The following is a 20,728-nucleotide window of genomic DNA, read 5'->3' as shown; positions in this document are numbered from 1 at the left end:
CTGAATGGGAGCGAAATGGCCGAACCCCTGGACGACTATATCGACGCCGTCGCGAAAGCCTTGGCGTTGCCGGTGGAAGATTCCTGGCGGCCGGCGGTGCGCGCGAACCTCGAAGTATCGCTGAGACTGGCACGGCTGGTCGACGAATTCGCATTGCCCGACGAAACCGAGCCCGCCAGTGTCTTCGCAGCCTGACCGCGTCATGACCGCAGAAGAGATCGCCCAGGCCGTGGCCGGCGGCAAGATGACCGCGCTCGCCGCGACTGAGGCTGCATTGGCGCGGATCGCAAAGCACGATTCCGTTCTGAACTCCTTCACTGACGTCACCGCAGATCGCGCGCGTGCGAAAGCTCGCGCCGTCGATGCCGCGATTGCGGCGGGGCAGAAAGTCGGCCCGCTCGCGGGCGTGCCGTTCGCGGTGAAAAACCTGTTCGACGTGAAGGGCCTGCCGACGCGCGCGGGCTCGAAGATCAACCGCGACCTCGCGCCGTCTTCGCGCGATGCCACGCTGGTCGAGCGCATGGAGGCGGCGGGCGCCGTCCTGGTCGGTGCGCTCAACATGGGCGAATACGCCTACGACTTTACCGGCGAGAACGTCCATGACGGACCGTCGCGCAATCCGCATGATCCAACCCGCATGACGGGCGGCTCCTCCGGTGGTTCCGGCAGTTCGGTCGGCGGCGGCCTGGTGCCGATCGCGCTGGGCTCGGACACCAATGGTTCGATCCGGGTGCCGTCGTCGTTCTGCGGAATCTTTGGCCTGAAGCCGACCTATGGCCGGCTGTCGCGGGCGCGCTCGTTTCCGTTCGTGGCGAGCTTCGATCATCTCGGACCTTTTGCGCGCAGCGTCGGCGATCTCGCACTGGCCTATGATGCGATGCAGGGGCCTGATGCCGATGACGCCGCGTGCTCGACGCGGCCGGTCGAGCCGGTGACGTCGCAGCTCGCGCAAGGCATCGGCGGGCTGCGGGTCGCGATTGCCGGCGGTTATTTCCAGAAGAATGTGTTTCCGGAGGCCGTCGAGGCCGTGGCGCGCGTCGCCAAGGCTCTCGGTGCGACGCAGACGATTGAAATTCCCGAAGCCGCGCGCGCCCGGGCCGCGGCTTACGTCATCTCGACCACCGAGGGCGCGTCGCTGCATCTTGATCGCCTGCGCAAGCGGCCGAACGATTTCGATCCGGCGGTGCGTGATCGCCTGATCGCGGGTGCGATGGTGCCGGCGCCACTGGTCGATCGCGCGCAGAAATTCCGCCGCTGGTATCGCTCGCAAGTGCTGGAGCTGTTCAAATCGGTCGACGTGATCATCGCGCCGGCGACGCCCTGCACCGCGCCCAAACTCGGGCAGGTCATGTTCAAGCTCGACGGCGTCGAACTGCCGGTGCGCGCCAATATCGGCATCCATACCCAGCCGATTTCGTTCATCGGGCTGCCCGTGGTCGCGGTGCCGGTGCCGCTGGAGCCGATGCCGATCGGAGTCCAGATCATCGCCGCACCGTGGCGCGAGGATATCGCGCTTCGCGTCGCTCATGCGCTGGAGCAATCCGGCGTTGCTGCGGCGCCTGCGCCAAGAGGAATTTAGCGAGGAATTTGGCCATGGATATCGATCTTCCCGACGTGCTCGCCGAGGTGTCAGCGCAATTCGCGCGTTATGAAGCGGCGCTGGTGTCGAACGACGTTGCGGTGCTGGATGAATTGTTCCGCAACGATCCCCGCACGCTGCGCTACGGCATCAACGAAAACCTCTACGGCTATGAGGCCATCATGGCGTTCCGCGCCGGCCGCTCGCCAGTGGGGCTGATGCGCACGACCGACAAGACCGTCATCACCACCTATGGCCGCGATACCGCTGTTGCCTCGACGTTGTTCTATCGCGACGTGTGGAGCGGCAAGAAGGTGGGGCGGCAAATGCAGACCTGGATTCGGTTTCCCGAGGGGTGGAGAATCGTCGCCGCCCATGTCAGCATCATCGACGAGCCGGCATCGTAAGGGGATCTGAGTCGAAAGGACTTTGGGACAACCGACATGAGCCTTGACGATCTTCCAACGCGCATCCCGCAAGCCGGCCTGGAGTCCGAGCCGATGGTGCGGCGCGTCGACCGTGCCTCGCCGCAAGCGGACAAGGTCACGCGCGCGGAGGAATTGCGGCTGCAGCTCGCCGACGAGATCGTGCGCGGGGTGCTGGCGCCGGGATCGGGGCTGGACGAGACCGATATTGCGCGGCGCTTCAGCGTGTCGCGGACGCCGGTGCGCGAGGCGCTGCGGCAGCTGGTGGCGAGTGGCCTGGTCGAATCCCGTGCCCATCGCGGCGCCGTGGTGGCGCAGCCGTCGATCGAGCGGCTGACCGAAATGTTCGAGGCGATGGCGGAGCTGGAAGCGCTGTGCGCAGGCCTTGCCGCGGAGCGGATGCCGGCGGCGGATCGCCAGAAGCTGGAGGCGATCCACGAGGAATTGCGGGTGCTGAGCTACGCCGGCAATCCTGAACGCTTCCACGAAGTCAACGAGCGCTTTCACAACGCAATCTATGCCGGCTCGCAGAACGGCTATATCGCCGAGATGACCCTGGCGACGCGGGTGCGCGTGCAGCCGTTCCGGCGCGCCCAGTTCCGCAATCTCGGGCGGCTCGCCAAATCGCACGCCGAACACGACCGGGTCGTCGTCGCGATCATGCGCGGCGACAAGGCTGGTGCGGCGGCCGCGATGCGCGCGCATATCGAGCTGGTGCGCGGGGAGTATGAGCTTTACGCGGTGTCGCATCCGTAGTGCGTTGTAGGAATGGGTAGAGCGAAGCGAAACCCATCATAACTGCTCATCCTGCATGCCGTACGATGATGGGTATCGCTGCGCTCCACCCATCCTACGAAGCTTTAAACCGCCGCCTTCTGCGCCATGAACGCGCGCCAGCCGCCGAATGCTGAAATATCCCGCGCGCCGCTCACCGCGGCCGGTTCGACCAAAAACCCCTTCACGCCGCGGCCGTCCGCGAGACGAATGGTACCGATCGACAGCGGCGGCGGAATCGCGGCGACGAATTTTCCAAATGCGGCCGCCGACAGCGCCCAGAGTTCGAGCTTGATCGACGACCCCGCGCCAGCCTCGACGCGAAGCATGCCGGGTTTTGGCGGCGTGGTGTCGAGCGCGTAGAGCGTGTAGTCCGGCGCGGTCGAGGCTTCTGCCAGCAGGCGGCCGCCGAGATCAGTCAGTTCGCGGTTCAGCGCCATGCCGGAGAGATGCGCGCCGACCGCCGCGATCGCGATTTCGTCGCCGCTCAGTTGCGATGACGGCGCTGCGAGCGGCGGCTGAGCCGGGCCCTTGGCACCCATCTTCAATCCAGCGTCGGCATGGAAGGCGCGGCCGATGCTGGCGAGCTGTGCGTCATGTCCGGCGGGCGCCAGCAGCGTGATGCCGAACGGAATGCCGTCGGGCCGCATCGCCGCCGGCAGCGCCAGCCCGCAGAGATCGAGCAGGTTGACGAAATTGGTATAGGTGCCGAGCCTGGAATTGAGCTCGATCGGATTGGCCAGCACCTGCGCGGTTGAATAGGCGGTCGGCGCGGTCGGCAGCACCAGCGCATCGATATTGCCGAAGGTGCGCTCGGCGACGCGCCGCAGCGCCTGCAAACGATAGAGCGCCGCGAACGTATCGGCCGCGGTCGGCCGCGCGCCGGCCATGGTGATCTCGCGCGTGACGGGATGAATCGAATCCGGCGACGACGCCAGCAGATCGCGGATCACCAGATAACGTTCGGCGACCCACGGCCCCTCATAGAGCAGCCGCGCGGTTTCATAAAACGGCTCGAGATCGAATTCGATCAGCGCCGCGCCGAGCGAGGTCCATCGATTCAGCGCTTCGCCATAGGCCTTTTCGGATTCGCGATCGCCGAAGAAGATCAACTGACCGCTGCGGGGAACGCCGAGCCGCAACCGTGCGGGAAATGCCGTGACCGCGCCCAGCGGCCGGTCGCGTGAAAACGGATCGGCGTCATCAGGGCCGGCCATCGCTGATAGTGCCGCCACGGCGTCATCCACCGTGAGTGCGAACACCGAAATGCAATCCAGCGTGCGGCAGGCCGGCACTAGCCCGGCATTGGAGATCAGTCCGAGGCTCGGCTTCAGCCCGACGATGTTGTTGAGCATCGCCGGCACGCGGCCGCTTCCGGCGGTGTCGGTGCCGAGCGCGAGCGGCACCAACCCGGCTGACACCGCGACTGCCGATCCCGAACTCGATCCGCCTGGAATAAGATCGTTGCGGACCGGATTGACCGGGATGCCATAGGGCGAGCGTACGCCGACCAGGCCGGTGGCAAACTGATCGAGATTGGTCTTGCCGATGATGATGGCACCGGCCGCGCGCAGTTTTGCGACCGCGGTCGAGTCCCGCGTCGGCGAATAGGAAAACGCCGGGCAGGCGGCCGTGGTCGGCAGGCCCAGCGCGTCGATATTGTCCTTCACCGCGACCGGCACGCCCAGTAGCGGAAGCGTCGCCGGATCCTTTGCGCTCAGCGCTTGCGCCTCCGCCAGCGCGTCCTTTTCGTCGCGCAGGGAGATGAACACGGCGGGATCGTTGTGGTCGCGGATGCGCTGATAGCTGCGCGCGACGGTTTGCGCCGGCGTCATGGTGCCGGCGCGGTGCGCGGCGACGATCGCAGCAACGGTTTCAGTCAATTGATGCCCCGTCCTGGGTTGGCTGAGGTCAGTCACCATCGACTTACCAAAGCGAGGAGTTCCATCCGGATTGAAGCAAGCGATGTGCCATTGTGTACAATTAGGCTGCAATCGGAGAAATTAAAATAGGTGTGTAATATCTGTAGCTTAATCTCATTGTCGGGAGTCGGTGCGGACTCGCTCTCGCGGCACGAAGCTTTGCGAGTGCCTAATTTATAGGCGATACCGTTGCTCTCGAAATCACTGGCTGAAGCGAACCGGGGCGAGCATCTTCCGCGGCCAGCTTTCAATGTAGTCCAGCAGACGCCCGGCGGCGCCGGCGGCGGCCTCGGCATCACCGCGGGCGATGGCGCGAGCAATCTCGACGTGATGCTCGACGCCTTCGCCCGGCAAGGTCCGCCCGTGATGCATGAACCAGTAGCGGCGATTCAGCGTCGTGATCAGCTGCATCATGGATGCCGCGATCGGATTGCGGCACGCCGCGAGACAGAGATCGTTGAACTCCGCGTCCAGGCGGGCAAAGCCGTTGAAGTCCTCGCTCGCGAGTGAAGATGCCATCGCGTTCGCGATCCGCTCGAACGCCTGCCGTTCTTCGGTATTGGCGCGGATGGCAGCGGTGCGGACCACCAGGATTTCGATCGGCCGGCGCGCCTCGATCACGTTCAGTTCCTCGTCGGGCCGGCTGTCGGCGACGATGCAGCCACGCCGCGGCAGGATTTGCAGCAACCGTTCGCGGGCGAGCCGCTGCATGGCTTCGCGAACCGGCGTGCGGCCGATGCCGAGTTGCTTCGACAGCGCCGCTTCCGAGACCACCGTCCCCGGCGCAAGCGCCAGCGTCGCGATCATTTCCTCAAGCTCGCGATAGGCGTGCTCCGTCAGGTTCGCGAGGTCATTTCGCTTGGGGGAGGGCTTCCTGGGGCGACGCATGCTGCCTCCCTAGCACGGCGGTTGACTGTCGTCGATTGATATACTACTGATATATCAGATACCATCGCGACGGTGCAACGCAGGTCGGGGAGAAAGAAACATGCCGCTTCGGCCTCCGGTCACCGATTGGACCAGCGATTGGGATCATCTCGATCCGTCGTGGCTGTCCGATCCCTATTCGATCTGGCGCGAATTGCGCGAAGCCTGCCCGGTGGCTCACACCGGCCGTTATCGCGGCGTGTATTTCCCGACCCGCTACAGCGATATCCGCGAGATCGCCTACGATCCTGCGCATTTCTCCTCACGCCGGGTCGTCGTCCGCGAAGGCGATTACCGCGTCAACTCGCCACCGATCACATCCGATCCGCCGGATCACCGGCCGCTCCGGATGGTGCTGATTCCACCGTTCACGCCGCAGGCCGTCGCCGCGCTCGAAGGACGGACCAGAGCTGTCTGCAACGAATTGATCGATGCATTCATTGAAAACGGTATCGGCGACGGCGCGGTCGATTATGCGCAGCATATTCCGGTGCGGATCATCGCCCACATGCTCGGAATCCCCGCGTCCGACGGCGATCGCTTTCGCGGCTGGATCACCATGGCGCTGCAGGACGGCATCACCAATCAGGCGGTGTTGAAGCAGGCGGAGGAGGAGATGTCGGCCTATTTCGCCGAACAGATCAAGCAACGCCGCGGGCAATTGGGCGAAGACCTCGTCAGCTTCCTGATCCAGGCTCGGCAGCCCAACGGCGAAGCCTTCTCCGACCATCAAGTGCTCGGCGCGCTGCGCCTGCTTCTGGTCGCCGGCACCGATACCACATGGAGCGCGATCGGCTCGGCGATCTGGCATCTGGCGACCGTGCCGGGCGATCGCGAGCGGCTGGTCAGGGAGCCGGAACTGATCCCAACAGCGATAGAAGAGCTGCTGCGGGCGTATGCACCCGTCACCATGGCGCGCGAGATTGTCGATGACGTCGCGGTCGGCGGCTGTCCGATGAAGCGGGGCGAGATGGTGCTGGTGTCTTTCCCGGCGGCCAATCGCGATCCCCGCAAGTTTCCCGACGCAGACAAGGTCGTGATCGATCGCAAGGAAAATCCGCACGTCGCGTTCGGACTCGGCATCCACCGCTGCATCGGCTCCAACCTTGCGCGCATGGAGATGCGGGTGGCGGTGGAAGAATGGTTGCGGCGGATTCCGGAGTTTCGGCTGGACCCATCCCGGCCGATGACCTGGTCGCAGGGTACCGTGCGCGGGCCGCGCCTGCTGCCGATCGTGTTTGGCTAAATCATCCGCCAAGGAACTGGAGCTAGCGATGTCATACTCATTCGACCGCCGCCACGATATTCTGATCGAGGCGCCGCCGGAGGCGATTTACGACTACGTCTGCAATCCGAATTCCTGGCCGGAATGGCTGGCTGCCTCGCATCGTATCGATGGCGCCGATCGGGCACTCGCAACCGGCGAAACCTTTCGCGAGCAATGGCATATCCGCCGCGGTGAGGTGGTGCTGGACTGGATCGTCACCGAGAGCGATCGACCGAATGCCTGGACCGTGCAGACGTCAACCGATTTCATCGGGCCAATCGTGATCCGCTACACGTTCGACCGTGCCGGCGATGTCACCAAGTACACGAGGCATCTGCGAAACCCCGCCCGGCCCTCCGCACCGAGCGACGCGCAACTCCAGCGTATGGATGAAGAAGCCATCATTGGCCTGGCTAACATCAAGCGGCTGGTCGAGCAGCGCTGGGCATCTCACTCGGCGGGCCAGCGCGCATGAGTACGCGGATCTTGGTGCGGGTCATGCCGGAAAAATGCCAGGGACACGCCCGTTGCCACGCGCTCGCACCTGAATTGTTCGAACTCGACGAACTCGGCAATGCACGAGAGACGAGCCGCACGCTTGTCCCGCGCGAACTCGAGGACAAGGCGTTTACCGCGCAGTCCAACTGTCCGGAGGGCGCGATCGTCATCGAGGACAGCGCCGAGAACTGAGGCCAAAGGGCGCAAGGCCATGGACCGGTGCGTTCAGGTGAACGCCGCCAGAATCCGCAACAAGTGCTCCCGGTTCTCGGCCCCGATCTTCTCGGCCACATGACGTTCGTGTTCGGCCGCGAGCAGCTTGAACTGCCGCAGCGATGCCTGACCTCGTGCGGTCAGATGCAGCGCGTGGGAACGGCGGTCGGTCCTGGATTGGACGCGCCGCACCAGCTTGCGATCTTCGAGACTGTCGAGGAGGTGCACCAGCCGGGCGCGCTCGATCCCGAGCCGTTTGGCGACCGCCATCTGGCTCAGGCCCGGATTGGCGCCGATCACCGTCAGCACCGAATACTGCGTCGGCTTGATATAGACCGCCGCAAGCGTCCGGATGAAATCCTGAAAGATCCAGATCTGGAAGCGCCGCACCGCGTAGCCGGCATGGCCGACCAGCCCGTCGAGGCCGACCTCGATGTCCCGTTCCTGGTGGCGTGCCTTGCCATTTCCGCCACGCTTGCCGTTCGCGGAAACTGAGGTTTTCAAGGCTGGTTGGGCCGCTCTGCTCGACACATGCTTCTCCCCGCGTCGTTCTCCTTCTAGCGCTTTGCGCCCGGGAAGGAAATATTGTTGTTGACGACAACAATTGTTGCGACCAACAATATGGGCAAGAGCGGCCCAAAGAGGCTGGCGGCTGACGGGCCGCGCGAGGAGGAACCGATGACGACAGCCGCCGCCACAGGCCGCGACCAATCCGAAGCGCTGTTTGCGAAGCCCGCGATCTCTGCCGATCGCCGCGCGGACGGCAGCATCATCCTGAAATCGACGGTGCCGCTGAAGCAAAGTGCGCGCTGCGTCGGCGACTGGCTGGAACGTTGGGCGCGGCAGACGCCGGAGCGGATCTTTCTTGCCGACCGCAAGACGCCAGATGGGCCGTGGAACACGCTCACTTATGCCGGTGCATTGCGGCAGGTTCGCTCGGCCGCGGCGTGGATTTTGGCGCAGGGGCTAAGCGCGCAACGGCCATTGGTGATCCTGTCCGACAACAGCGTCGACCATGCATTGTTTGCGCTGGCCGCCCAGTATGTCGGCGTACCCTCGGCGGCGATCTCGCCGGCCTATTCGCTGATGTCCAGGGATTTCGACAAGCTCAAGGGCATGATCAGCCTGCTCGGGCCCGGCGCGATCTATGTTTCCAGCGCCAAGCCATTCGCGGCGGCGCTCGCGGCGATTGCACCGTTGCATTCGGCAAAAATTGTCAGCAGCGATCCCAGCGACGGCGACGTGATCCCGTTCCCAAAGATCGCGGCGACACCGGAAACGCCGGCCGTTGAAGAGGCCTTCAAGGCCGTGACGCCGGACACAATTGCAAAGTTCCTGTTCACCTCGGGTTCGACCGGCACGCCGAAGGCAGTCATCAACACCCAGCGCATGCTGACCTCGAGCCAGCAGGCCAAGGCGCAGACCTGGACGTTCCTCGAAGCGGCGCGCGACAATCTCGTGATCCTCGACTGGCTGCCGTGGAGCCACACGTTCGGCGCCAACCACAATTTCAATCTGGTGCTGCGCAATGGCGGCACGCTCTATGTCGACGGCGGCAAGCCCGCGCCGGGGCTGTTCGCGACTTCGCTGGCGAACCTGCGCAGCGTGATGCCGACGGTCTATTTCAACGTGCCGCGCGGCTTCGACATGCTGATCGCGGCGCTGCGCAGTGACGACGAGCTGTGCGGCAAGTTTTTCAGCGAGGTGAAGTTCGCGTTCTATGCCGGCGCCGCGCTGCCGCAGAATCTCTGGGATGCGCTGGAACAGCTCTCGATCAAAACGGTCGGCCAGGCGCTGCCGATGGTGTCGGCCTGGGGCTCGACCGAAACCTCGCCGCTCGCGACCGATTGCCATTTCCAGGCCAGGCGCTCCGGCAATATCGGCGTACCGATATCAGGCACCGAACTGAAGCTCGTGCCATCAGGCGACAAGCTCGAGGTGCGGGTGCGCGGACCGAATGTCACGCCCGGCTACTGGAAGGCGCCGGAACTCACCGCGCAGGCGTTCGATGCGGAAGGCTTTTATCTGATCGGCGATGCCGTGACCTTTGCCGATCCCGAACGGCCGGAACTCGGATTGTTTTTCGACGGCCGCGTCGCCGAGGATTTCAAGCTCAATTCCGGCACCTGGGTCAATGTCGGCACGTTGCGCGTCGCCGGCATCGCAGCATTGGCGCCGCTGGCGCAGGACATTGTCGTCACCGGCCATGGCGGCGATGAAGTCCGTTTTCTGGTGTTCCCCAACACCGCCGCCTGTCGTGCCCATGCGGGCCTGGCCGACAGCGTCGATGTGAAGAATGTCATTACCAACGACAAGGTGCGTACTGCGATCGGGCAGGGTCTCGCCAAACTGAGGGCGCAGGGCGGCAATTCGTCCGGCCACGCCACGCGCGCGTTGCTTTTGGCCGAGCCTGCCTCCGTCGATGGCGGCGAGATCACCGACAAGGGCTACATCAACCAGCGCGCGGTGCTGACCCGGCGGGCAAGCGCAGTGGCGGTGTTGGACGATGTCGCGTCGACCGAGTGGATCGGGTGCGCCGGCTAAGCTTCAAGAGGCGTTGCTTCGCGAAAGTTCGTGCCGGTAGGCGTCGACCAGCCGCGTCAGCATCTGAAGAAATGCCGCCCGCTCTGGCTTGCTGAGCGGGGCGAGCGTGTGTTCATTGAAGATCGCGCCGGCCCGGCTTGCCTCATCGGCCCGCCTTTGCCCGGCCGCGCTGAGCGAAAGTTCGACCGCGCGCTTGTCGCGGGACGATCGCTTGCGCCTCACGATGCCGGCCTCTTCCATGGCGGACAGGATCTTCACGAGGTTGGGCAGTTGCATCTTGAGCACGGCCGCGAGTTCGCTCTGCGTCACGGCCTCATTGTCGCGCACGGTCATGAGGATGGAATATTCGACCGGCGACACTTCCAGCGCCTCGAAGTGCCGAAAAAAAGCTTCGAAATTCAGCAGCTGCAGGATCCGGATCATGAACCCGGGCGTCTGCTGTAACGCGCTCAGATCGAGCGACTTTTTCTTGTCATCGGCGGTTTCAACCAGCGGGGATTTTCTCGCCGCGGCGCGGCTGCGGGGCTTTTGCATTTGTTCGTTGATTCCCGGTCGAGATTGACTCTCCGAAAAATACTTATATTATATAAGTAATTTCGGCAGCGTGAAGATTGCCTTTTGGAGTTGTAAACACAGGGAGGTCCGGATGGGTCATGTTTTTTTGCGGCTTAAGACGCCGCTGGTTGCTGCGGCCACGGTTCTGCTCGTCTCGGGCGCGCAGGCGCAGGAAAAAGTCCGCATCGGTATCCTGAACGATCAGTCCGGCGTGTTCGCGACCTACCAGGGCATCGGTTCGGTGGTCGCGGCCCAGATGGCGGTCGAGGATTACGGCGGCAAGGCTGCCGGCAAGGTCGTGGAGGTGGTCGCGGCCGATCACCAGAACAAGCCTGACATCGGCGTCGGCATCGCGCGGCGCTGGTATGAAAACGAAAGCGTCGATGCGATCTTTGATCTGCCGAACTCGGCGATCGCGCTCGCGGTCGCAGGCATCAGCGAACAGAAAAACAAGGTGTTCATCGGCTCCGGCGCCGGAACCGTGCTGCTCACCGGCGCGAAATGCACCCCCAACACCGTACACTGGACCTACGACACCTACGCCTATGGCCACGGGCTCGGCAAGGCGGTGGTGGCGAAGGGCGGCAAGAAATGGTTCTTCCTGACCGCCGACTACGCGTTCGGTCACGACCTCGAAAAGCAGGCGATGGAAGCGGTCAAGGCCGCCGGCGGCGAGGTGGTCGGCGCCGTCCGCCATCCACTGGGGACGGCGGATTACGCCTCGTTCCTGCTGCAGGCACAAGGCTCCGGTGCTGATATCGTCGGCATCGCCAATGCCGGCGACGACACCATCACGTCGATGAAGCAGGCGGCCGAATTCGGCCTCACCCAGAAGCAGAAGCTGGTCGGCCTGATCCTAGGCATGAACGGGTTGCCGGCGCTGACGCTGAAGGCGGCGCAGGGCGCGCAGATCATGAATCCGTTCTACTGGGATCTGAACGACGGCACCCGCAGCTTCGCCAAGCGCTTCTCCGAGCGCCATCCGCAGAAGAATTATCCGAACGACATGCAGGCGGGTGTCTATGCCTCGGTGATTCATTACCTCAAGGCCGTCGATAAGACCGGCGGCGCCACCGACGGCAAGGCGGTTGTCGAAGCGATGAAGGCGATGCCGACCGACGATCCCCTGTTTGGCAAGGGTTTCATTCGCGCCGATGGACGAAAAATTCATCCGCTCTACCTGCTCGAGGTCAAGAAGCCGGATGAGTCGCAGTCGAAATGGGACCTTTTGAAAGTGGTCGGCACGATCAAAGGCGAGGACGCGTTCCGGCCCGAAAAGGACGGCGGCTGCCCGCTGTCGAAATAGACGGCGCGCCGCGGCGCGGTCATCGTCAGGGTCTAACTAGGTTCGCTTTCTCGTCATGGCCGGGCTTAGCCGTCCGAAGGACGGCGTCGCTTCCGCTCGCCTATGCCCGGCCATCCACGTCTTTCTTGCTTAATGGATGCAAAGACGTGGATGCCCGGCACAAGGCCGGGCATGACGAGCTTTTGACCCATTATCGATCTTCGCCAGCAAGCAGCAGCCAAAGTTCCCAACCGCGCATTTCGTTGCCTTAGCAACACTCTATTGTTGCCACGGCAACTAATTCGTGACAGTCTCGCGATCGATGATGGCCGCAGAAGCAGTCCAGCTGCCGGGTCTCGCAGGGAGGTATGGATGCCCGAAGGCAAAAGCGGGTCGCGGAACGTCGCCGCGTCACGCGCGGCGCGGACCGGTGCGCTTCACATGAAATGGTCGTTGCTGGACCGCCTACGGGCCGCCGACGCCCTTGACGGCATCGAGATTGCCGTGGACGCGGCGCAGCAGGTCGATCAGCACCTCCCGCTCGTCCTTGCGCAGGACGGACAGCAGCCGTCGTTCGCGTTCGAGCGCGGCGACGATGACCCTGTCGTGGGTCGCGCGTCCCTTCGCGGTCAGCGAAATCGAATGGGTGCGTCCGTCGTCGGGGGCGGTCCGGATCGCGACCAGCCCCCGTTTTTGCAGCATCGACAGGGTGCGGCTGACCGGTCCCTTGTCGAAGCCGATCACCTGGCAGATCCGCGAGGCCGGGATGCCGGGCTCGATCGCCAGCAGCGACATGATCCGCCATTCCGTGACGTTGACGCCGAAATTGCGCTGATAGAACGCCGTGGCGCTGTTCGAGAGCTTGTTGGCGATGAAGGTAATGAACGCCGGAACGTAGCGCTCGAGATCGAGGGTCGGGCCGTCATCGGCATCTGCGACCTCCGCCGGTCTCGGCCGGCGCGCATTCCTGGCGGGTGGTTGACTGCTCATGTCCCTGATCATCGCTGCAAACGCTAGGCTTGAGAGATAGAGACATGCGCCAGCTCTTTACAAGAACAAACTTTGGGAGGTCGGAATGAGTGCATCAGGCTTCGCGCCATCGGCAGGCGTGCCGCATATGGACATCGATCCGTTCTCGATCGAGTTCTTCGAAGACCCGCATCCCGCCCACGAGGTGCTCCGGGAAGCCGGGCCGGTCGTTTGGTTCGACAAATGGAAGGTCTACGGCGTCGCCCGCCATGCCGAGGTCCACGCCGTCCTCAACGATCCCCTGACCTTCTGCTCCAGCCGCGGCGTCGGCCTCAGCGACTTTGCGAAGGAAAAGGCCTGGCGGCCGCAAAGCATCATTCTGGAGGCCGATCCGCCGGAACATGCGCGCACGCGGGCGGTGCTGAGCCGCGTGCTCTCGCCGACGGTCATGAAGCAATTGCGCGGCAGCTTTGTCGCAGCGGCCGAATCCCGGGTTGAAGCGCTGCTCGCCAAAGGCAGCTTCGACGCCATCGCCGATCTCGCCGAGGCCTATCCGCTGTCGGTGTTTCCCGATGCGCTCGGGCTCAAGCCGGAGGGGCGCGAAAACCTGCTTCCCTATGCGAGCCTCGTCTTCAATTCGTTCGGGCCGCCGAACAAGCTGCGCCAGGACGCGATCGAGCGCTCGGCGCCGCATCAGGCCTATGTCGCCGAACAGTGCCAGCGTGAAAATCTCGCGCCCGGCGGTTTCGGCGACTGTATCCATGCCCGCGCCGATGCCGGCGACATCACGGCGGCGGAAGCGCCGCTTCTGGTGCGCTCGCTGCTCAGCGCCGGCCTCGATACCACGGTCAACGGCATCGGCGCCGCGGTCTATTGCCTGGCGCGTTTTCCCGAGCAATGGGCACGGCTGCGCAGCGACCCGACGCTGGCGCGCAACGCCTTTGAAGAGGCGGTGCGGTTCGAAAGCCCGGTGCAGACGTTCTTCCGGACCACGACGCGGGACGTCGAGATCAGCGGTGTTGGGATCGGCGAGGGCGAGAAAATCCTGATGTTCCTCGCCGCCGCCAACCGCGATCCGCGGCGATGGGACCGGCCTGACGAGTATGACGTCACGCGCAAGACCAGTGGCCATGTCGGCTATGGCTCCGGCATCCACATGTGCGTCGGCCAGCTGGTCGCGCGGCTCGAAGGCGAGGCGGTGCTTTCGGCGCTGGCCAAACGGGTCAGTGCGATCGAGATCACGGGGCCGGCGACGCGGCGTTTCAACAACACGCTGCGGGGCCTCGAAAGCCTGCCCGTGTCAATCAAAGCAGCGTGAGCCTGATCATGCCAACCATTATTTTCAATCGTCCCGACAACCGTTCCGAACGTATCGAAGCGAGCGCCGGCGACAGCGTCATGCAGGTCGCAACCACGCACGGCGTCGACGAGATCGTGGCCGAGTGCGGCGGCAACGCCATGTGCGCGACCTGCCATGTCTATGTCGATGAGGGCTGGATCGCGCGGCTCGCGCCCATGAGCGAGGAGGAGGATGAGCTGCTCCATGGCGTCGCCGCCGAGCGGCTGCCAAACAGCCGGCTGTCCTGCCAGATCAAGATCACGCCGGAGCTCGACGGCCTCATCGTGCGTCTGCCGGACCGGCAGATCTGAATCCAAACCCGGCGCAGTCCGGGAACAACAACGATCACATCCATAGGGAGAGAATGATGAAGAATATCAGGGTCTATCTGGCGCTCGCGCTATCCTGCGCCGCGTTCGGACCGGCGCGGGCGGAGATTTCCGAAAACGTCGTCCGGATCGGCGTGCTCAACGACATTTCCGGCATCTTCCAGGACACCAACGGCATGGGATCGGTGGAAGCCGCGCGCATGGCGGCCGAAGATTTTGGCGGCGGGGCTAAGAACATCAAGGTCGAGATCGTCTATGCCGATCACCAGAACAAGGCCGACGTCGGCTCGGCGATCGCGCGCAAATGGCTCGATGTCGACGGCGTCGACGCCATTGTCGACGTGCCCAATTCGGCCGTCGGCCTCACCATCAACTCGCTGCTGCGCGATTCCCGCATGACGTTCCTGGCGTCATCGACGGCGAGTTCCGATCTCACCGGAAAAGCCTGTTCGCCGAACACCATTCAATGGGTCAACGACGTCTGGGCCACCGGCAACGCCACGGCGGCGGCGATGGTCGGGCGCGGCGGCAAGGAATGGTATTTCGTCACGGTCAACTTTGCGCTCGGTCAGGGCATCGAGGCCGAGGCCACCAGCTACATCGAAAAGCACGGCGGCAAGGTACTGGGTTCGGCCAGGCATCCGCTCGGTACGTCCGACTTCGCCTCGCTGTTGCTGCAGGCGCAGAACTCCAAGGCCAAGGTGATCGGGCTTGCCAATGCCGGCGGCGACACCATCAACGCGGTAAAGCAGGCGGCCGAGTTCGGCATCCAGCAGGGCGGCCAGACCATGGTGGCGTTCCTGCTGTTCGTCAACGACGTGCACGGCATGGGATTGAAGGTCGCCCAGGGCCTGCAACTGCTCGAAGCGTTTTATTGGGACATGGATGACGACACCCGCGCGTTCGCCAAGCGCTTTGCGGCGCGGCCCGGCATGAACGGCAAGATGCCGAGCGGAAACCAGGCCGGCGTCTATGCCTCCACGCTCGCTTATCTCAACGCGGTGGCGGCGACCGGCAGCGACCATGCCAAGGACGCCGTGCCGGAGATGAAGAAGTTCAAGGGCAAGGACAAGCTGTTCGGCGACGTCACCATCCGCCAGGACGGCCGCGTCATTCACCCGATGTACCTGTTCGAGGTGAAGAAGCCCGCGGAGTCGAAATATCCGTATGATTATTACAAGCTGGTTTCGACGATTCCCGCCGATCAGGCGTTCCGGCCGATGGCCGATGGCGGGTGCTCGCTGGTGAAGTAGCGGAGGCCCGTAGGGTGGGCAAAGGCGCTCTTGCGCCGTGCCCATCATCACGAGCAATGCGGGAGACGGTGGGCACGCTTCGCTTTGCCCACCCTACGATTGCTGCGTCAGGGAGCTTGGCGGCTCACCCCGTCACCTTGCTCGAGCCTTGCGTGATCAGCCGCGCCGCGCGCTGGTTCCTGGCGTGGATCCAGAGCCAGCTCATGGCGACGCTGAGCCGGTGGCGCAGGCCGATCAGGAAATAGATGTGGGCGATGCCCCAGATCCACCAGGCGAGATTGCCGCGCAGCTTCATCCAGCCGAAATCTATCACAGCCTTGCGCTTGCCGATCTGCGCCAGGCTGCCGGCATGCTTGTAGCGGAACGGTGGCAGCGTGCCGCCGCCGAGCCGCGCCTTGATGAGGGCTGCGACGTAGCGGCCCTGTTGCTTGGCCGCCGGCGCAATGCCGGGCACCGGATTCCCGCTCGCATCTGCAATCGTTGCGGTGTCACCCACAGCGAAGATATCGGGATGGCCGGGCACTGTCAGGTCCGGCTTCACCTGCACGCGGTAGGCGCGATCGGCGGGCGCACCCAGCCATTCGGCCGCGCGCGAGGCACGCACGCCCGCGGCCCAGATGATGGTTTTCGCGTCGAGCCTGTTGTCGCCATAGACCACGCCATCGATGCTGCATTCCGTCACCGGCTTTCCCAGCATCACTTCGACGCCGAGGCCCTCAAGCGAGGTTTGTGCGTAGGCCGAGAGATCGTCGGGAAAGCCCGCGAGCACGCGAGGACCTGCCTCGATCAGCACCACGCGCGCCTTGCTGGTGTCGATGTTGCGGAAATCCTGCGGCAACGTGTCCTTGGCGAGGTCGGCAATGGTGCCGGCGAGTTCGACGCCGGTGGGACCCGCGCCGATGATGACGAAAGTCAAAAGCGCGGCGCGCCGCGCCGGATCGGTCTCGCGCTCGGCGCGCTCGAACGCGACCAGGATGCGCCGCCGCAGCGTGGTGGCGTCCTCCAGCGTTTTCAGCCCGGGTGCGAACGGTTCCCATTCGTCATGGCCGAAATAGGCGTGGCGCGCACCGGTTGCGAGGATCAGCGTGTCATAGGGCAGCGCCTCGCCGTCATCGAGCAGCACACGCTTGCCCGCGGCGTCGACGCCATTGACGTTGGCGAACAGCGTCGTGACATCGGGCCGGTCGCGCAAGAGATAGCGGATCGGCCAGGCGATCTCGGAGGTCGCCAACGATGCGGTGGCAACCTGATAGAGCAGCGGCTGGAACAAATGGTGGTTGCGCCGGTCGATCAGCGTGATTTTGACAGGTGCGCCGGCAAGCCCGAAGGCGGCTTCCAGCCCGCCGAAACCGGCGCCGACGATCACCACGTGGTGCTGATTTTTCGGCGCTAATGTCATGGAATTCAGCCTCGGTTCGAGATGTCTTCGTGCCCTCATTATGTAGTTATTTGTGCACTGCTTCCAAGAGAAGCTTCAGCGCGTGTTTGCCAATCGACCGATAGCGAAAGCGCATCGTGAGGGGTGAAATTCATGGCTGAAAATATTCTTTGCAAGCCTGCATCCTTTGCCCACCGCCAGACGTCCTTGGATCGAGCTGCCTGGTTCTGCAGCACCCAAGCCATGGAGAAGCACATGAAACGGACTCTGATCAGGTATAAAACAAAACCCGAAATGACCGAGAAGAACGCCGAGCTTGTTGCCGCGGTGTTTGCCGAACTGAAGGCGCTGCATCCGGAGGGCGTCCGTTATCTGTCGCTGCGGCTGGAAGACGATATGTTCATCCATATCGTCGAGACCACGGCTGACGACGGCGCCAGCGTGTTGCCCAAACTGGCATCGTTTGCCGCCTTTCAGAGTGGTATTCGGGAGCGTTGTGCTGAGCCGCCGCTGGCGCGCGCCGTTACCATCGTCGGCAATTATCGGATGCTGGGCGAGGCGTGAGGTCTTCGGAAGCGAGAATGACAGAGATACCTGAAGCTTCGCCAGCCGCGACGGATATCGATGCGCTTCTGGTCGCGCTGCGGCCAAAACTGCATCGCTATTGCGCGCGCATGGTGGGTTCGGTGATCGACGGCGAGGACGTGCTGCAGGACGCGCTGATCAAGGCGGTGGAAGCGTTCGCAAGCTCTGGCCCGATCGGCAACCCCGAGGGTTGGCTGTTCCAGATCGCGCACAACACCGCGCTGGACTTTTTGCGCAAGCGCAAACGCCGGGAGGCGCTTCATTCGGTTGCGGAGGTGGAGATGATGGCCGACCAGCTCGATGCCGTGTTGAGCCGCCAGATCGCCAGCGCCAGTCTGCGCACCTTCATGCGCCTCAATGTAACGCAGCGCTCATCCGTGATCCTGATGGACGTACTCGGATGCTCCTTGGCGGAAATCTGCGCTGTCATGGATGTGAGTCTTGCCGCCGCCAAGGCCGCGCTGGTTCGCGGCCGCGCACAACTTCGAAAATATGCCGATGAGCCCGACGATGCGCCGCAGCCGAAACTGTCCGACGCCGATCGCAAGCGGCTCGGCGCTTATGTCGCCCATTTCAACGCGCGGGATTTCGACGCCATCCGCGCCATGATATCAGACGACGTGCGGCTCGATCTCGTCAACAAGACCCGCATGACCGGCAAGGCCGAAGTGTCGCGATACTTCGGCAACTATTCCAATGTCAGCGACTGGCATCTGGTGCCGGGCCTGGTGGAGGGACATCCGGCGGTTCTGGTGTTCGATCCGAACCAGCCCGATTCAAGACCGAAATATTTCATGCTGCTGAACTGGTCGGTCGACAAGGTCGCCACCATCAGGGATTTCCGTCACGCGCCCTACATCATCGACGGCGCTGAATATCTGGTTTGAGCAACTCTGCGCGCGTTCTGGACCAGCGCAAACGGGTGACCGTTACGCTGACGACGGCCACACGGTCGACGCCTCGATGATGTCTGCGGTTCGCCGGTAATGCTCCGCCAAATAACGCACGGCGTCTTCGCTGCGGCGAAGCGTGGCGTCCATGATCTGCTGATGCTCGGCGGCAACATCGCGCGTCGGCGTTCCTGCCACCCTGCCGACCAGGCACGGCAGCCGGTAGCGCTGGGTTTCGACATAGAGCTGGTCTGCCAGGTCGAGCAGCCGCGGCGAGCCGCAATGGGCGATCAGCGCGCGATGGAATTGATAGTGCCGCTCATCCATCGCATGCATGTCGACGGCGCCGACTTCGCCGGAGAGGCGCGATTGCCGTTCGGCCTGCAGGCTGAGCGCATGGAAGGCGGCCACGATGGCGGCTTCCCAATCATCGTCGCCATCGCGCATCGATCGGCGCAGCGCGTCGGATTCGATCAGGATGCGGGTTTCCGTCGCGTCCTTCATTTCCTCGCGCGACAGCGGCGCGACGGAAAAACCGCGCAGCGCCGTTGAGAGCACGAGGCGCTCGGACTGCAGCCGCATCAACGCCTCGCGCAGCGGCGAAAAGCTCAGGCCGTAGCGCTGCTTCAGCGCTTCGAGCCGCAGCGGCTTGCCCGCGTCGAGCGCGCCGGAGACGATATCGGTGCGCAGGCGCTGATAGGCCACCTCGCTCAATGTTCCGGGCTCGCCAGCTGCTTCGCTAGCGATCCGGCGGTCGTTTCCCGTTTTCGCGGCCGCCACCATCGATTCAATTTCTTTCGAAAATTTCCTATTGCTTCGAACATATATCCTATTTTATATGATTGGCAATCCAGGGAGAGCGAAATGGCAACAGGACGCCGCGAAAACCACCGGGAAGACGTCGCCGGGCGCGCCAATGTCGAGGACACCCCGGAATTGCTCGCCTATTACGATGAGTTGGAAAATCTGGACGCGGGTGCGCTGTGGACGGTCGCCAACAAGATCGAGCCCTGGCAGCCCAAGTCGTCATCCGTCCCGGTGCTTTGGCGCTATGAGGATCTGCGCCGGCATGTGCTGCGGTCCGTCGAGCTGGTGTCTCCCGAAAAGGCCGGCCGACGCGTCATCTATCTGAACAATCCCGGCCGTCGCGACCGTGCCGCCGCCGTCGGCTGGCTGTATTCCGGGCTGCAGGTGATGCATCCCGGCGAGGTTGCCTCCGCCCATGCGCACTCAGCCTCTGCGCTGCGCTTCATCATGGAGGGCGAGGGCGCCTACACCATCGTCGATGGCCACAAACTCACACTCGGCGCCAATGATTTCGTGCTGACCCCAAACGGCACGTGGCACGAGCACGGTGTCTCAGGCGACGGCACGCCGTGCATCTGGCAGGACGGTCTCGATATCCCGCTCGTCAACACGCTCGAGGCCAATTTCTACGCGGTGCATCCGAAGATGCAGCAGGAGGTCGGCTATCCCGTCGACGACATGACCCATGCCTGGGGCAATCCGGGCCTGCGGCCCGCGGGCGCGGAATGGACGCGCGGATATTCACCGCTGCTGAAATACGAGTGGGCCCCGACCTACGAGGCGCTGCAGCGCTACGGCAAGGCCTCCGACGGCTCACCCTATGACGGCGTGCTGATGAACTACGTCAATCCCGTCACCGGCGGGCCCGTCATGCAGACGATCGGTGCGTCGATGCAGATGCTCCGGCCCGGCGAGGCCACCAAGGCCCATCGTCACACCGGCAGTTTCATCTATCAGGTGGCGAAAGGAAGCGGTCACTCGATCATCGACGGCAAGCGCTTCGACTGGAAGGAGCGCGACATCTTCTGTGTGCCGTCCTGGTCCTGGCACGAGCATGTCAACGGATCTGGTAGCGACGACGCCTGCCTGTTCACCTTCAACGACCTGCCTGTGATGCACGCCCTCGGCCTGTATCGCGAGGAAGCCTATGGCGACAATCAAGGCCGGCAGCCGCTGACATCCTAGGGAA

General features: G+C 63.7%; 22 protein-coding genes. 15 read left to right on the top strand and 7 right to left on the bottom strand.

Going from position 1 to position 20,728, the window contains the following annotated elements; translation table 11 throughout:
• Positions 1 to 15: 15 nt before the first annotated feature.
• From ABIE49_RS18285 to ABIE49_RS18270, 4 genes are read left to right on the top strand one after another with little or no spacing between them, the layout of a single operon-like run.
• Positions 16 to 195: a DUF4089 domain-containing protein gene (locus ABIE49_RS18285; protein WP_192735513.1), complete on the top strand. Its 180-nt coding sequence runs from the start codon at positions 16 to 18 to the stop codon at positions 193 to 195.
• A gap of 7 nt (positions 196 to 202) precedes the next feature.
• Positions 203 to 1,579 (top strand): AtzE family amidohydrolase, encoded by a 1,377-nt coding sequence (locus ABIE49_RS18280; RefSeq protein WP_192735725.1) that lies wholly within the window; start codon positions 203 to 205, stop codon positions 1,577 to 1,579.
• Between the two features lie 14 nt (positions 1,580 to 1,593).
• Positions 1,594 to 1,986, top strand: coding sequence for an oxalurate catabolism protein HpxZ (hpxZ, locus tag ABIE49_RS18275; protein WP_192735512.1), 393 nt, complete (start codon positions 1,594 to 1,596; stop codon positions 1,984 to 1,986).
• Between the two features lie 36 nt (positions 1,987 to 2,022).
• A complete protein-coding gene (locus ABIE49_RS18270) occupies positions 2,023 to 2,760 on the top strand; it encodes a GntR family transcriptional regulator (protein ID WP_192735511.1) in 738 nt (245 codons plus the stop codon).
• A gap of 104 nt (positions 2,761 to 2,864) precedes the next feature.
• Here ABIE49_RS18270 and atzF read toward each other — a convergent pair whose 3' ends face one another.
• Entirely contained in the window at positions 2,865 to 4,700 is a 1,836-nt protein-coding gene (atzF, locus tag ABIE49_RS18265; RefSeq protein WP_192735510.1) for an allophanate hydrolase, read from the bottom strand.
• Positions 4,701 to 4,901: 201 nt separating this feature from the next.
• A complete protein-coding gene (locus tag ABIE49_RS18260; protein ID WP_192735509.1) occupies positions 4,902 to 5,588 on the bottom strand; it encodes a GntR family transcriptional regulator in 687 nt (228 codons plus the stop codon).
• A 100-nt stretch (positions 5,589 to 5,688) separates the two neighbouring features.
• Here ABIE49_RS18260 and ABIE49_RS18255 point away from each other — a divergent pair, with 100 nt between their 5' ends.
• Genes ABIE49_RS18255 through ABIE49_RS18245 form a run of 3 tightly spaced genes read left to right on the top strand, consistent with a single transcriptional unit; the run spans position 5,689 to position 7,584 of the window.
• A complete protein-coding gene (locus ABIE49_RS18255; protein ID WP_192735508.1) occupies positions 5,689 to 6,873 on the top strand; it encodes a cytochrome P450 in 1,185 nt (394 codons plus the stop codon).
• 28 nt (positions 6,874 to 6,901) lie between these two features.
• A complete protein-coding gene (locus tag ABIE49_RS18250; RefSeq protein WP_192735507.1) occupies positions 6,902 to 7,369 on the top strand; it encodes an SRPBCC family protein in 468 nt (155 codons plus the stop codon).
• A complete protein-coding gene (locus ABIE49_RS18245) occupies positions 7,366 to 7,584 on the top strand; it encodes a ferredoxin (RefSeq protein WP_192735506.1) in 219 nt (72 codons plus the stop codon). Before ABIE49_RS18250 ends, ABIE49_RS18245 begins: the two co-directional genes overlap by 4 nt.
• Before the next feature lie 33 nt (positions 7,585 to 7,617).
• Here ABIE49_RS18245 and ABIE49_RS18240 read toward each other — a convergent pair whose 3' ends face one another.
• On the bottom strand, positions 7,618 to 8,136 hold the full coding sequence (locus tag ABIE49_RS18240) for a MarR family winged helix-turn-helix transcriptional regulator (protein ID WP_502915913.1): 519 nt from the start codon (positions 8,134 to 8,136) through the stop codon (positions 7,618 to 7,620).
• Positions 8,137 to 8,283: 147 nt separating this feature from the next.
• On the opposite strand from ABIE49_RS18240, the gene ABIE49_RS18235 reads away from it, so the two are divergent.
• Positions 8,284 to 10,149 (top strand): feruloyl-CoA synthase, encoded by a 1,866-nt coding sequence (locus ABIE49_RS18235; protein ID WP_192735505.1) that lies wholly within the window; start codon positions 8,284 to 8,286, stop codon positions 10,147 to 10,149.
• A 3-nt stretch (positions 10,150 to 10,152) separates the two neighbouring features.
• Here the strand turns inward: ABIE49_RS18235 and ABIE49_RS18230 are convergent, their stop codons facing one another.
• Positions 10,153 to 10,683, bottom strand: a complete 531-nt coding sequence (locus tag ABIE49_RS18230) for a MarR family winged helix-turn-helix transcriptional regulator (protein WP_192735504.1) — start codon at positions 10,681 to 10,683, stop codon at positions 10,153 to 10,155.
• A gap of 112 nt (positions 10,684 to 10,795) precedes the next feature.
• On the opposite strand from ABIE49_RS18230, the gene ABIE49_RS18225 reads away from it, so the two are divergent.
• The gene (locus tag ABIE49_RS18225; protein WP_192735503.1) at positions 10,796 to 12,010 is read left to right on the top strand and encodes an ABC transporter substrate-binding protein; all 1,215 of its coding nucleotides are present in this window, start codon (positions 10,796 to 10,798) and stop codon (positions 12,008 to 12,010) included.
• 444 nt (positions 12,011 to 12,454) lie between these two features.
• Here ABIE49_RS18225 and ABIE49_RS18220 read toward each other — a convergent pair whose 3' ends face one another.
• A complete protein-coding gene (locus ABIE49_RS18220) occupies positions 12,455 to 12,979 on the bottom strand; it encodes a MarR family winged helix-turn-helix transcriptional regulator (protein ID WP_192735502.1) in 525 nt (174 codons plus the stop codon).
• An 85-nt stretch (positions 12,980 to 13,064) separates the two neighbouring features.
• Here ABIE49_RS18220 and ABIE49_RS18215 point away from each other — a divergent pair, with 85 nt between their 5' ends.
• Genes ABIE49_RS18215 through ABIE49_RS18205 form a run of 3 tightly spaced genes read left to right on the top strand, consistent with a single transcriptional unit; the run spans position 13,065 to position 15,879 of the window.
• Positions 13,065 to 14,276, top strand: a complete 1,212-nt coding sequence (locus ABIE49_RS18215; RefSeq protein ID WP_192735501.1) for a cytochrome P450 — start codon at positions 13,065 to 13,067, stop codon at positions 14,274 to 14,276.
• A gap of 8 nt (positions 14,277 to 14,284) precedes the next feature.
• Positions 14,285 to 14,608, top strand: a complete 324-nt coding sequence (locus ABIE49_RS18210) for a 2Fe-2S iron-sulfur cluster-binding protein (protein WP_192735500.1) — start codon at positions 14,285 to 14,287, stop codon at positions 14,606 to 14,608.
• A 56-nt stretch (positions 14,609 to 14,664) separates the two neighbouring features.
• Positions 14,665 to 15,879 carry an ABC transporter substrate-binding protein gene (locus ABIE49_RS18205; protein ID WP_192735499.1) on the top strand — a complete coding sequence of 405 codons (1,215 nt, stop codon included), beginning with the start codon at positions 14,665 to 14,667 and terminating at the stop codon, positions 15,877 to 15,879.
• 124 nt (positions 15,880 to 16,003) lie between these two features.
• On the opposite strand, the gene ABIE49_RS18200 is transcribed toward ABIE49_RS18205, so the two are convergent.
• Positions 16,004 to 17,278, bottom strand: a complete 1,275-nt coding sequence (locus ABIE49_RS18200; RefSeq protein WP_192735498.1) for an NAD(P)/FAD-dependent oxidoreductase — start codon at positions 17,276 to 17,278, stop codon at positions 16,004 to 16,006.
• A gap of 132 nt (positions 17,279 to 17,410) precedes the next feature.
• On the opposite strand from ABIE49_RS18200, the gene ABIE49_RS18195 reads away from it, so the two are divergent.
• Together ABIE49_RS18195 and ABIE49_RS18190 are read left to right on the top strand one after the other, a co-directional pair.
• The gene (locus ABIE49_RS18195) at positions 17,411 to 17,821 is read left to right on the top strand and encodes a hypothetical protein (protein WP_502915912.1); all 411 of its coding nucleotides are present in this window, start codon (positions 17,411 to 17,413) and stop codon (positions 17,819 to 17,821) included.
• A 17-nt stretch (positions 17,822 to 17,838) separates the two neighbouring features.
• Positions 17,839 to 18,729 (top strand): sigma-70 family RNA polymerase sigma factor, encoded by an 891-nt coding sequence (locus ABIE49_RS18190; RefSeq protein ID WP_192735497.1) that lies wholly within the window; start codon positions 17,839 to 17,841, stop codon positions 18,727 to 18,729.
• A gap of 42 nt (positions 18,730 to 18,771) precedes the next feature.
• On the opposite strand, the gene ABIE49_RS18185 is transcribed toward ABIE49_RS18190, so the two are convergent.
• Complete coding sequence (locus ABIE49_RS18185) at positions 18,772 to 19,437, bottom strand: GntR family transcriptional regulator (protein WP_354067525.1); 666 nt, start codon at positions 19,435 to 19,437, stop codon at positions 18,772 to 18,774.
• A gap of 159 nt (positions 19,438 to 19,596) precedes the next feature.
• On the opposite strand from ABIE49_RS18185, the gene ABIE49_RS18180 reads away from it, so the two are divergent.
• Positions 19,597 to 20,724: a cupin domain-containing protein gene (locus ABIE49_RS18180; RefSeq protein WP_192735495.1), complete on the top strand. Its 1,128-nt coding sequence runs from the start codon at positions 19,597 to 19,599 to the stop codon at positions 20,722 to 20,724.
• The last annotated feature ends 4 nt before the right edge of the window (positions 20,725 to 20,728 follow it).

This window comes from Bradyrhizobium sp. OAE829 (genome assembly GCF_040546575.1).
Taxonomy (GTDB): Bacteria; Pseudomonadota; Alphaproteobacteria; order Rhizobiales; family Xanthobacteraceae; genus Bradyrhizobium.
This window is presented reverse-complemented; position numbering and strand designations above follow the sequence as displayed.

What these genes read in the sequence shown, in the direction of transcription:
- ABIE49_RS18285 (WP_192735513.1), top strand. Translation starts at nt 16, where the DNA reads ATGGCCGAACCCCTGGACGACTATATCGACGCCGTCGCGAAAGCCTTG.
- ABIE49_RS18280 (WP_192735725.1), top strand. Translation starts at nt 203, where the DNA reads ATGACCGCAGAAGAGATCGCCCAGGCCGTGGCCGGCGGCAAGATGACC.
- hpxZ (WP_192735512.1), top strand. Translation starts at nt 1,594, where the DNA reads ATGGATATCGATCTTCCCGACGTGCTCGCCGAGGTGTCAGCGCAATTC.
- ABIE49_RS18270 (WP_192735511.1), top strand. Translation starts at nt 2,023, where the DNA reads ATGAGCCTTGACGATCTTCCAACGCGCATCCCGCAAGCCGGCCTGGAG.
- atzF (WP_192735510.1), bottom strand. Translation starts at nt 4,700, where the DNA reads ATGGTGACTGACCTCAGCCAACCCAGGACGGGGCATCAATTGACTGAA.
- ABIE49_RS18260 (WP_192735509.1), bottom strand. Translation starts at nt 5,588, where the DNA reads ATGCGTCGCCCCAGGAAGCCCTCCCCCAAGCGAAATGACCTCGCGAAC.
- ABIE49_RS18255 (WP_192735508.1), top strand. Translation starts at nt 5,689, where the DNA reads ATGCCGCTTCGGCCTCCGGTCACCGATTGGACCAGCGATTGGGATCAT.
- ABIE49_RS18250 (WP_192735507.1), top strand. Translation starts at nt 6,902, where the DNA reads ATGTCATACTCATTCGACCGCCGCCACGATATTCTGATCGAGGCGCCG.
- ABIE49_RS18245 (WP_192735506.1), top strand. Translation starts at nt 7,366, where the DNA reads ATGAGTACGCGGATCTTGGTGCGGGTCATGCCGGAAAAATGCCAGGGA.
- ABIE49_RS18235 (WP_192735505.1), top strand. Translation starts at nt 8,284, where the DNA reads ATGACGACAGCCGCCGCCACAGGCCGCGACCAATCCGAAGCGCTGTTT.
- ABIE49_RS18230 (WP_192735504.1), bottom strand. Translation starts at nt 10,683, where the DNA reads ATGCAAAAGCCCCGCAGCCGCGCCGCGGCGAGAAAATCCCCGCTGGTT.
- ABIE49_RS18225 (WP_192735503.1), top strand. Translation starts at nt 10,796, where the DNA reads ATGGGTCATGTTTTTTTGCGGCTTAAGACGCCGCTGGTTGCTGCGGCC.
- ABIE49_RS18220 (WP_192735502.1), bottom strand. Translation starts at nt 12,979, where the DNA reads ATGAGCAGTCAACCACCCGCCAGGAATGCGCGCCGGCCGAGACCGGCG.
- ABIE49_RS18215 (WP_192735501.1), top strand. Translation starts at nt 13,065, where the DNA reads ATGAGTGCATCAGGCTTCGCGCCATCGGCAGGCGTGCCGCATATGGAC.
- ABIE49_RS18210 (WP_192735500.1), top strand. Translation starts at nt 14,285, where the DNA reads ATGCCAACCATTATTTTCAATCGTCCCGACAACCGTTCCGAACGTATC.
- ABIE49_RS18205 (WP_192735499.1), top strand. Translation starts at nt 14,665, where the DNA reads ATGAAGAATATCAGGGTCTATCTGGCGCTCGCGCTATCCTGCGCCGCG.
- ABIE49_RS18200 (WP_192735498.1), bottom strand. Translation starts at nt 17,278, where the DNA reads ATGACATTAGCGCCGAAAAATCAGCACCACGTGGTGATCGTCGGCGCC.
- ABIE49_RS18195 (WP_502915912.1), top strand. Translation starts at nt 17,411, where the DNA reads ATGGCTGAAAATATTCTTTGCAAGCCTGCATCCTTTGCCCACCGCCAG.
- ABIE49_RS18190 (WP_192735497.1), top strand. Translation starts at nt 17,839, where the DNA reads ATGACAGAGATACCTGAAGCTTCGCCAGCCGCGACGGATATCGATGCG.
- ABIE49_RS18180 (WP_192735495.1), top strand. Translation starts at nt 19,597, where the DNA reads ATGGCAACAGGACGCCGCGAAAACCACCGGGAAGACGTCGCCGGGCGC.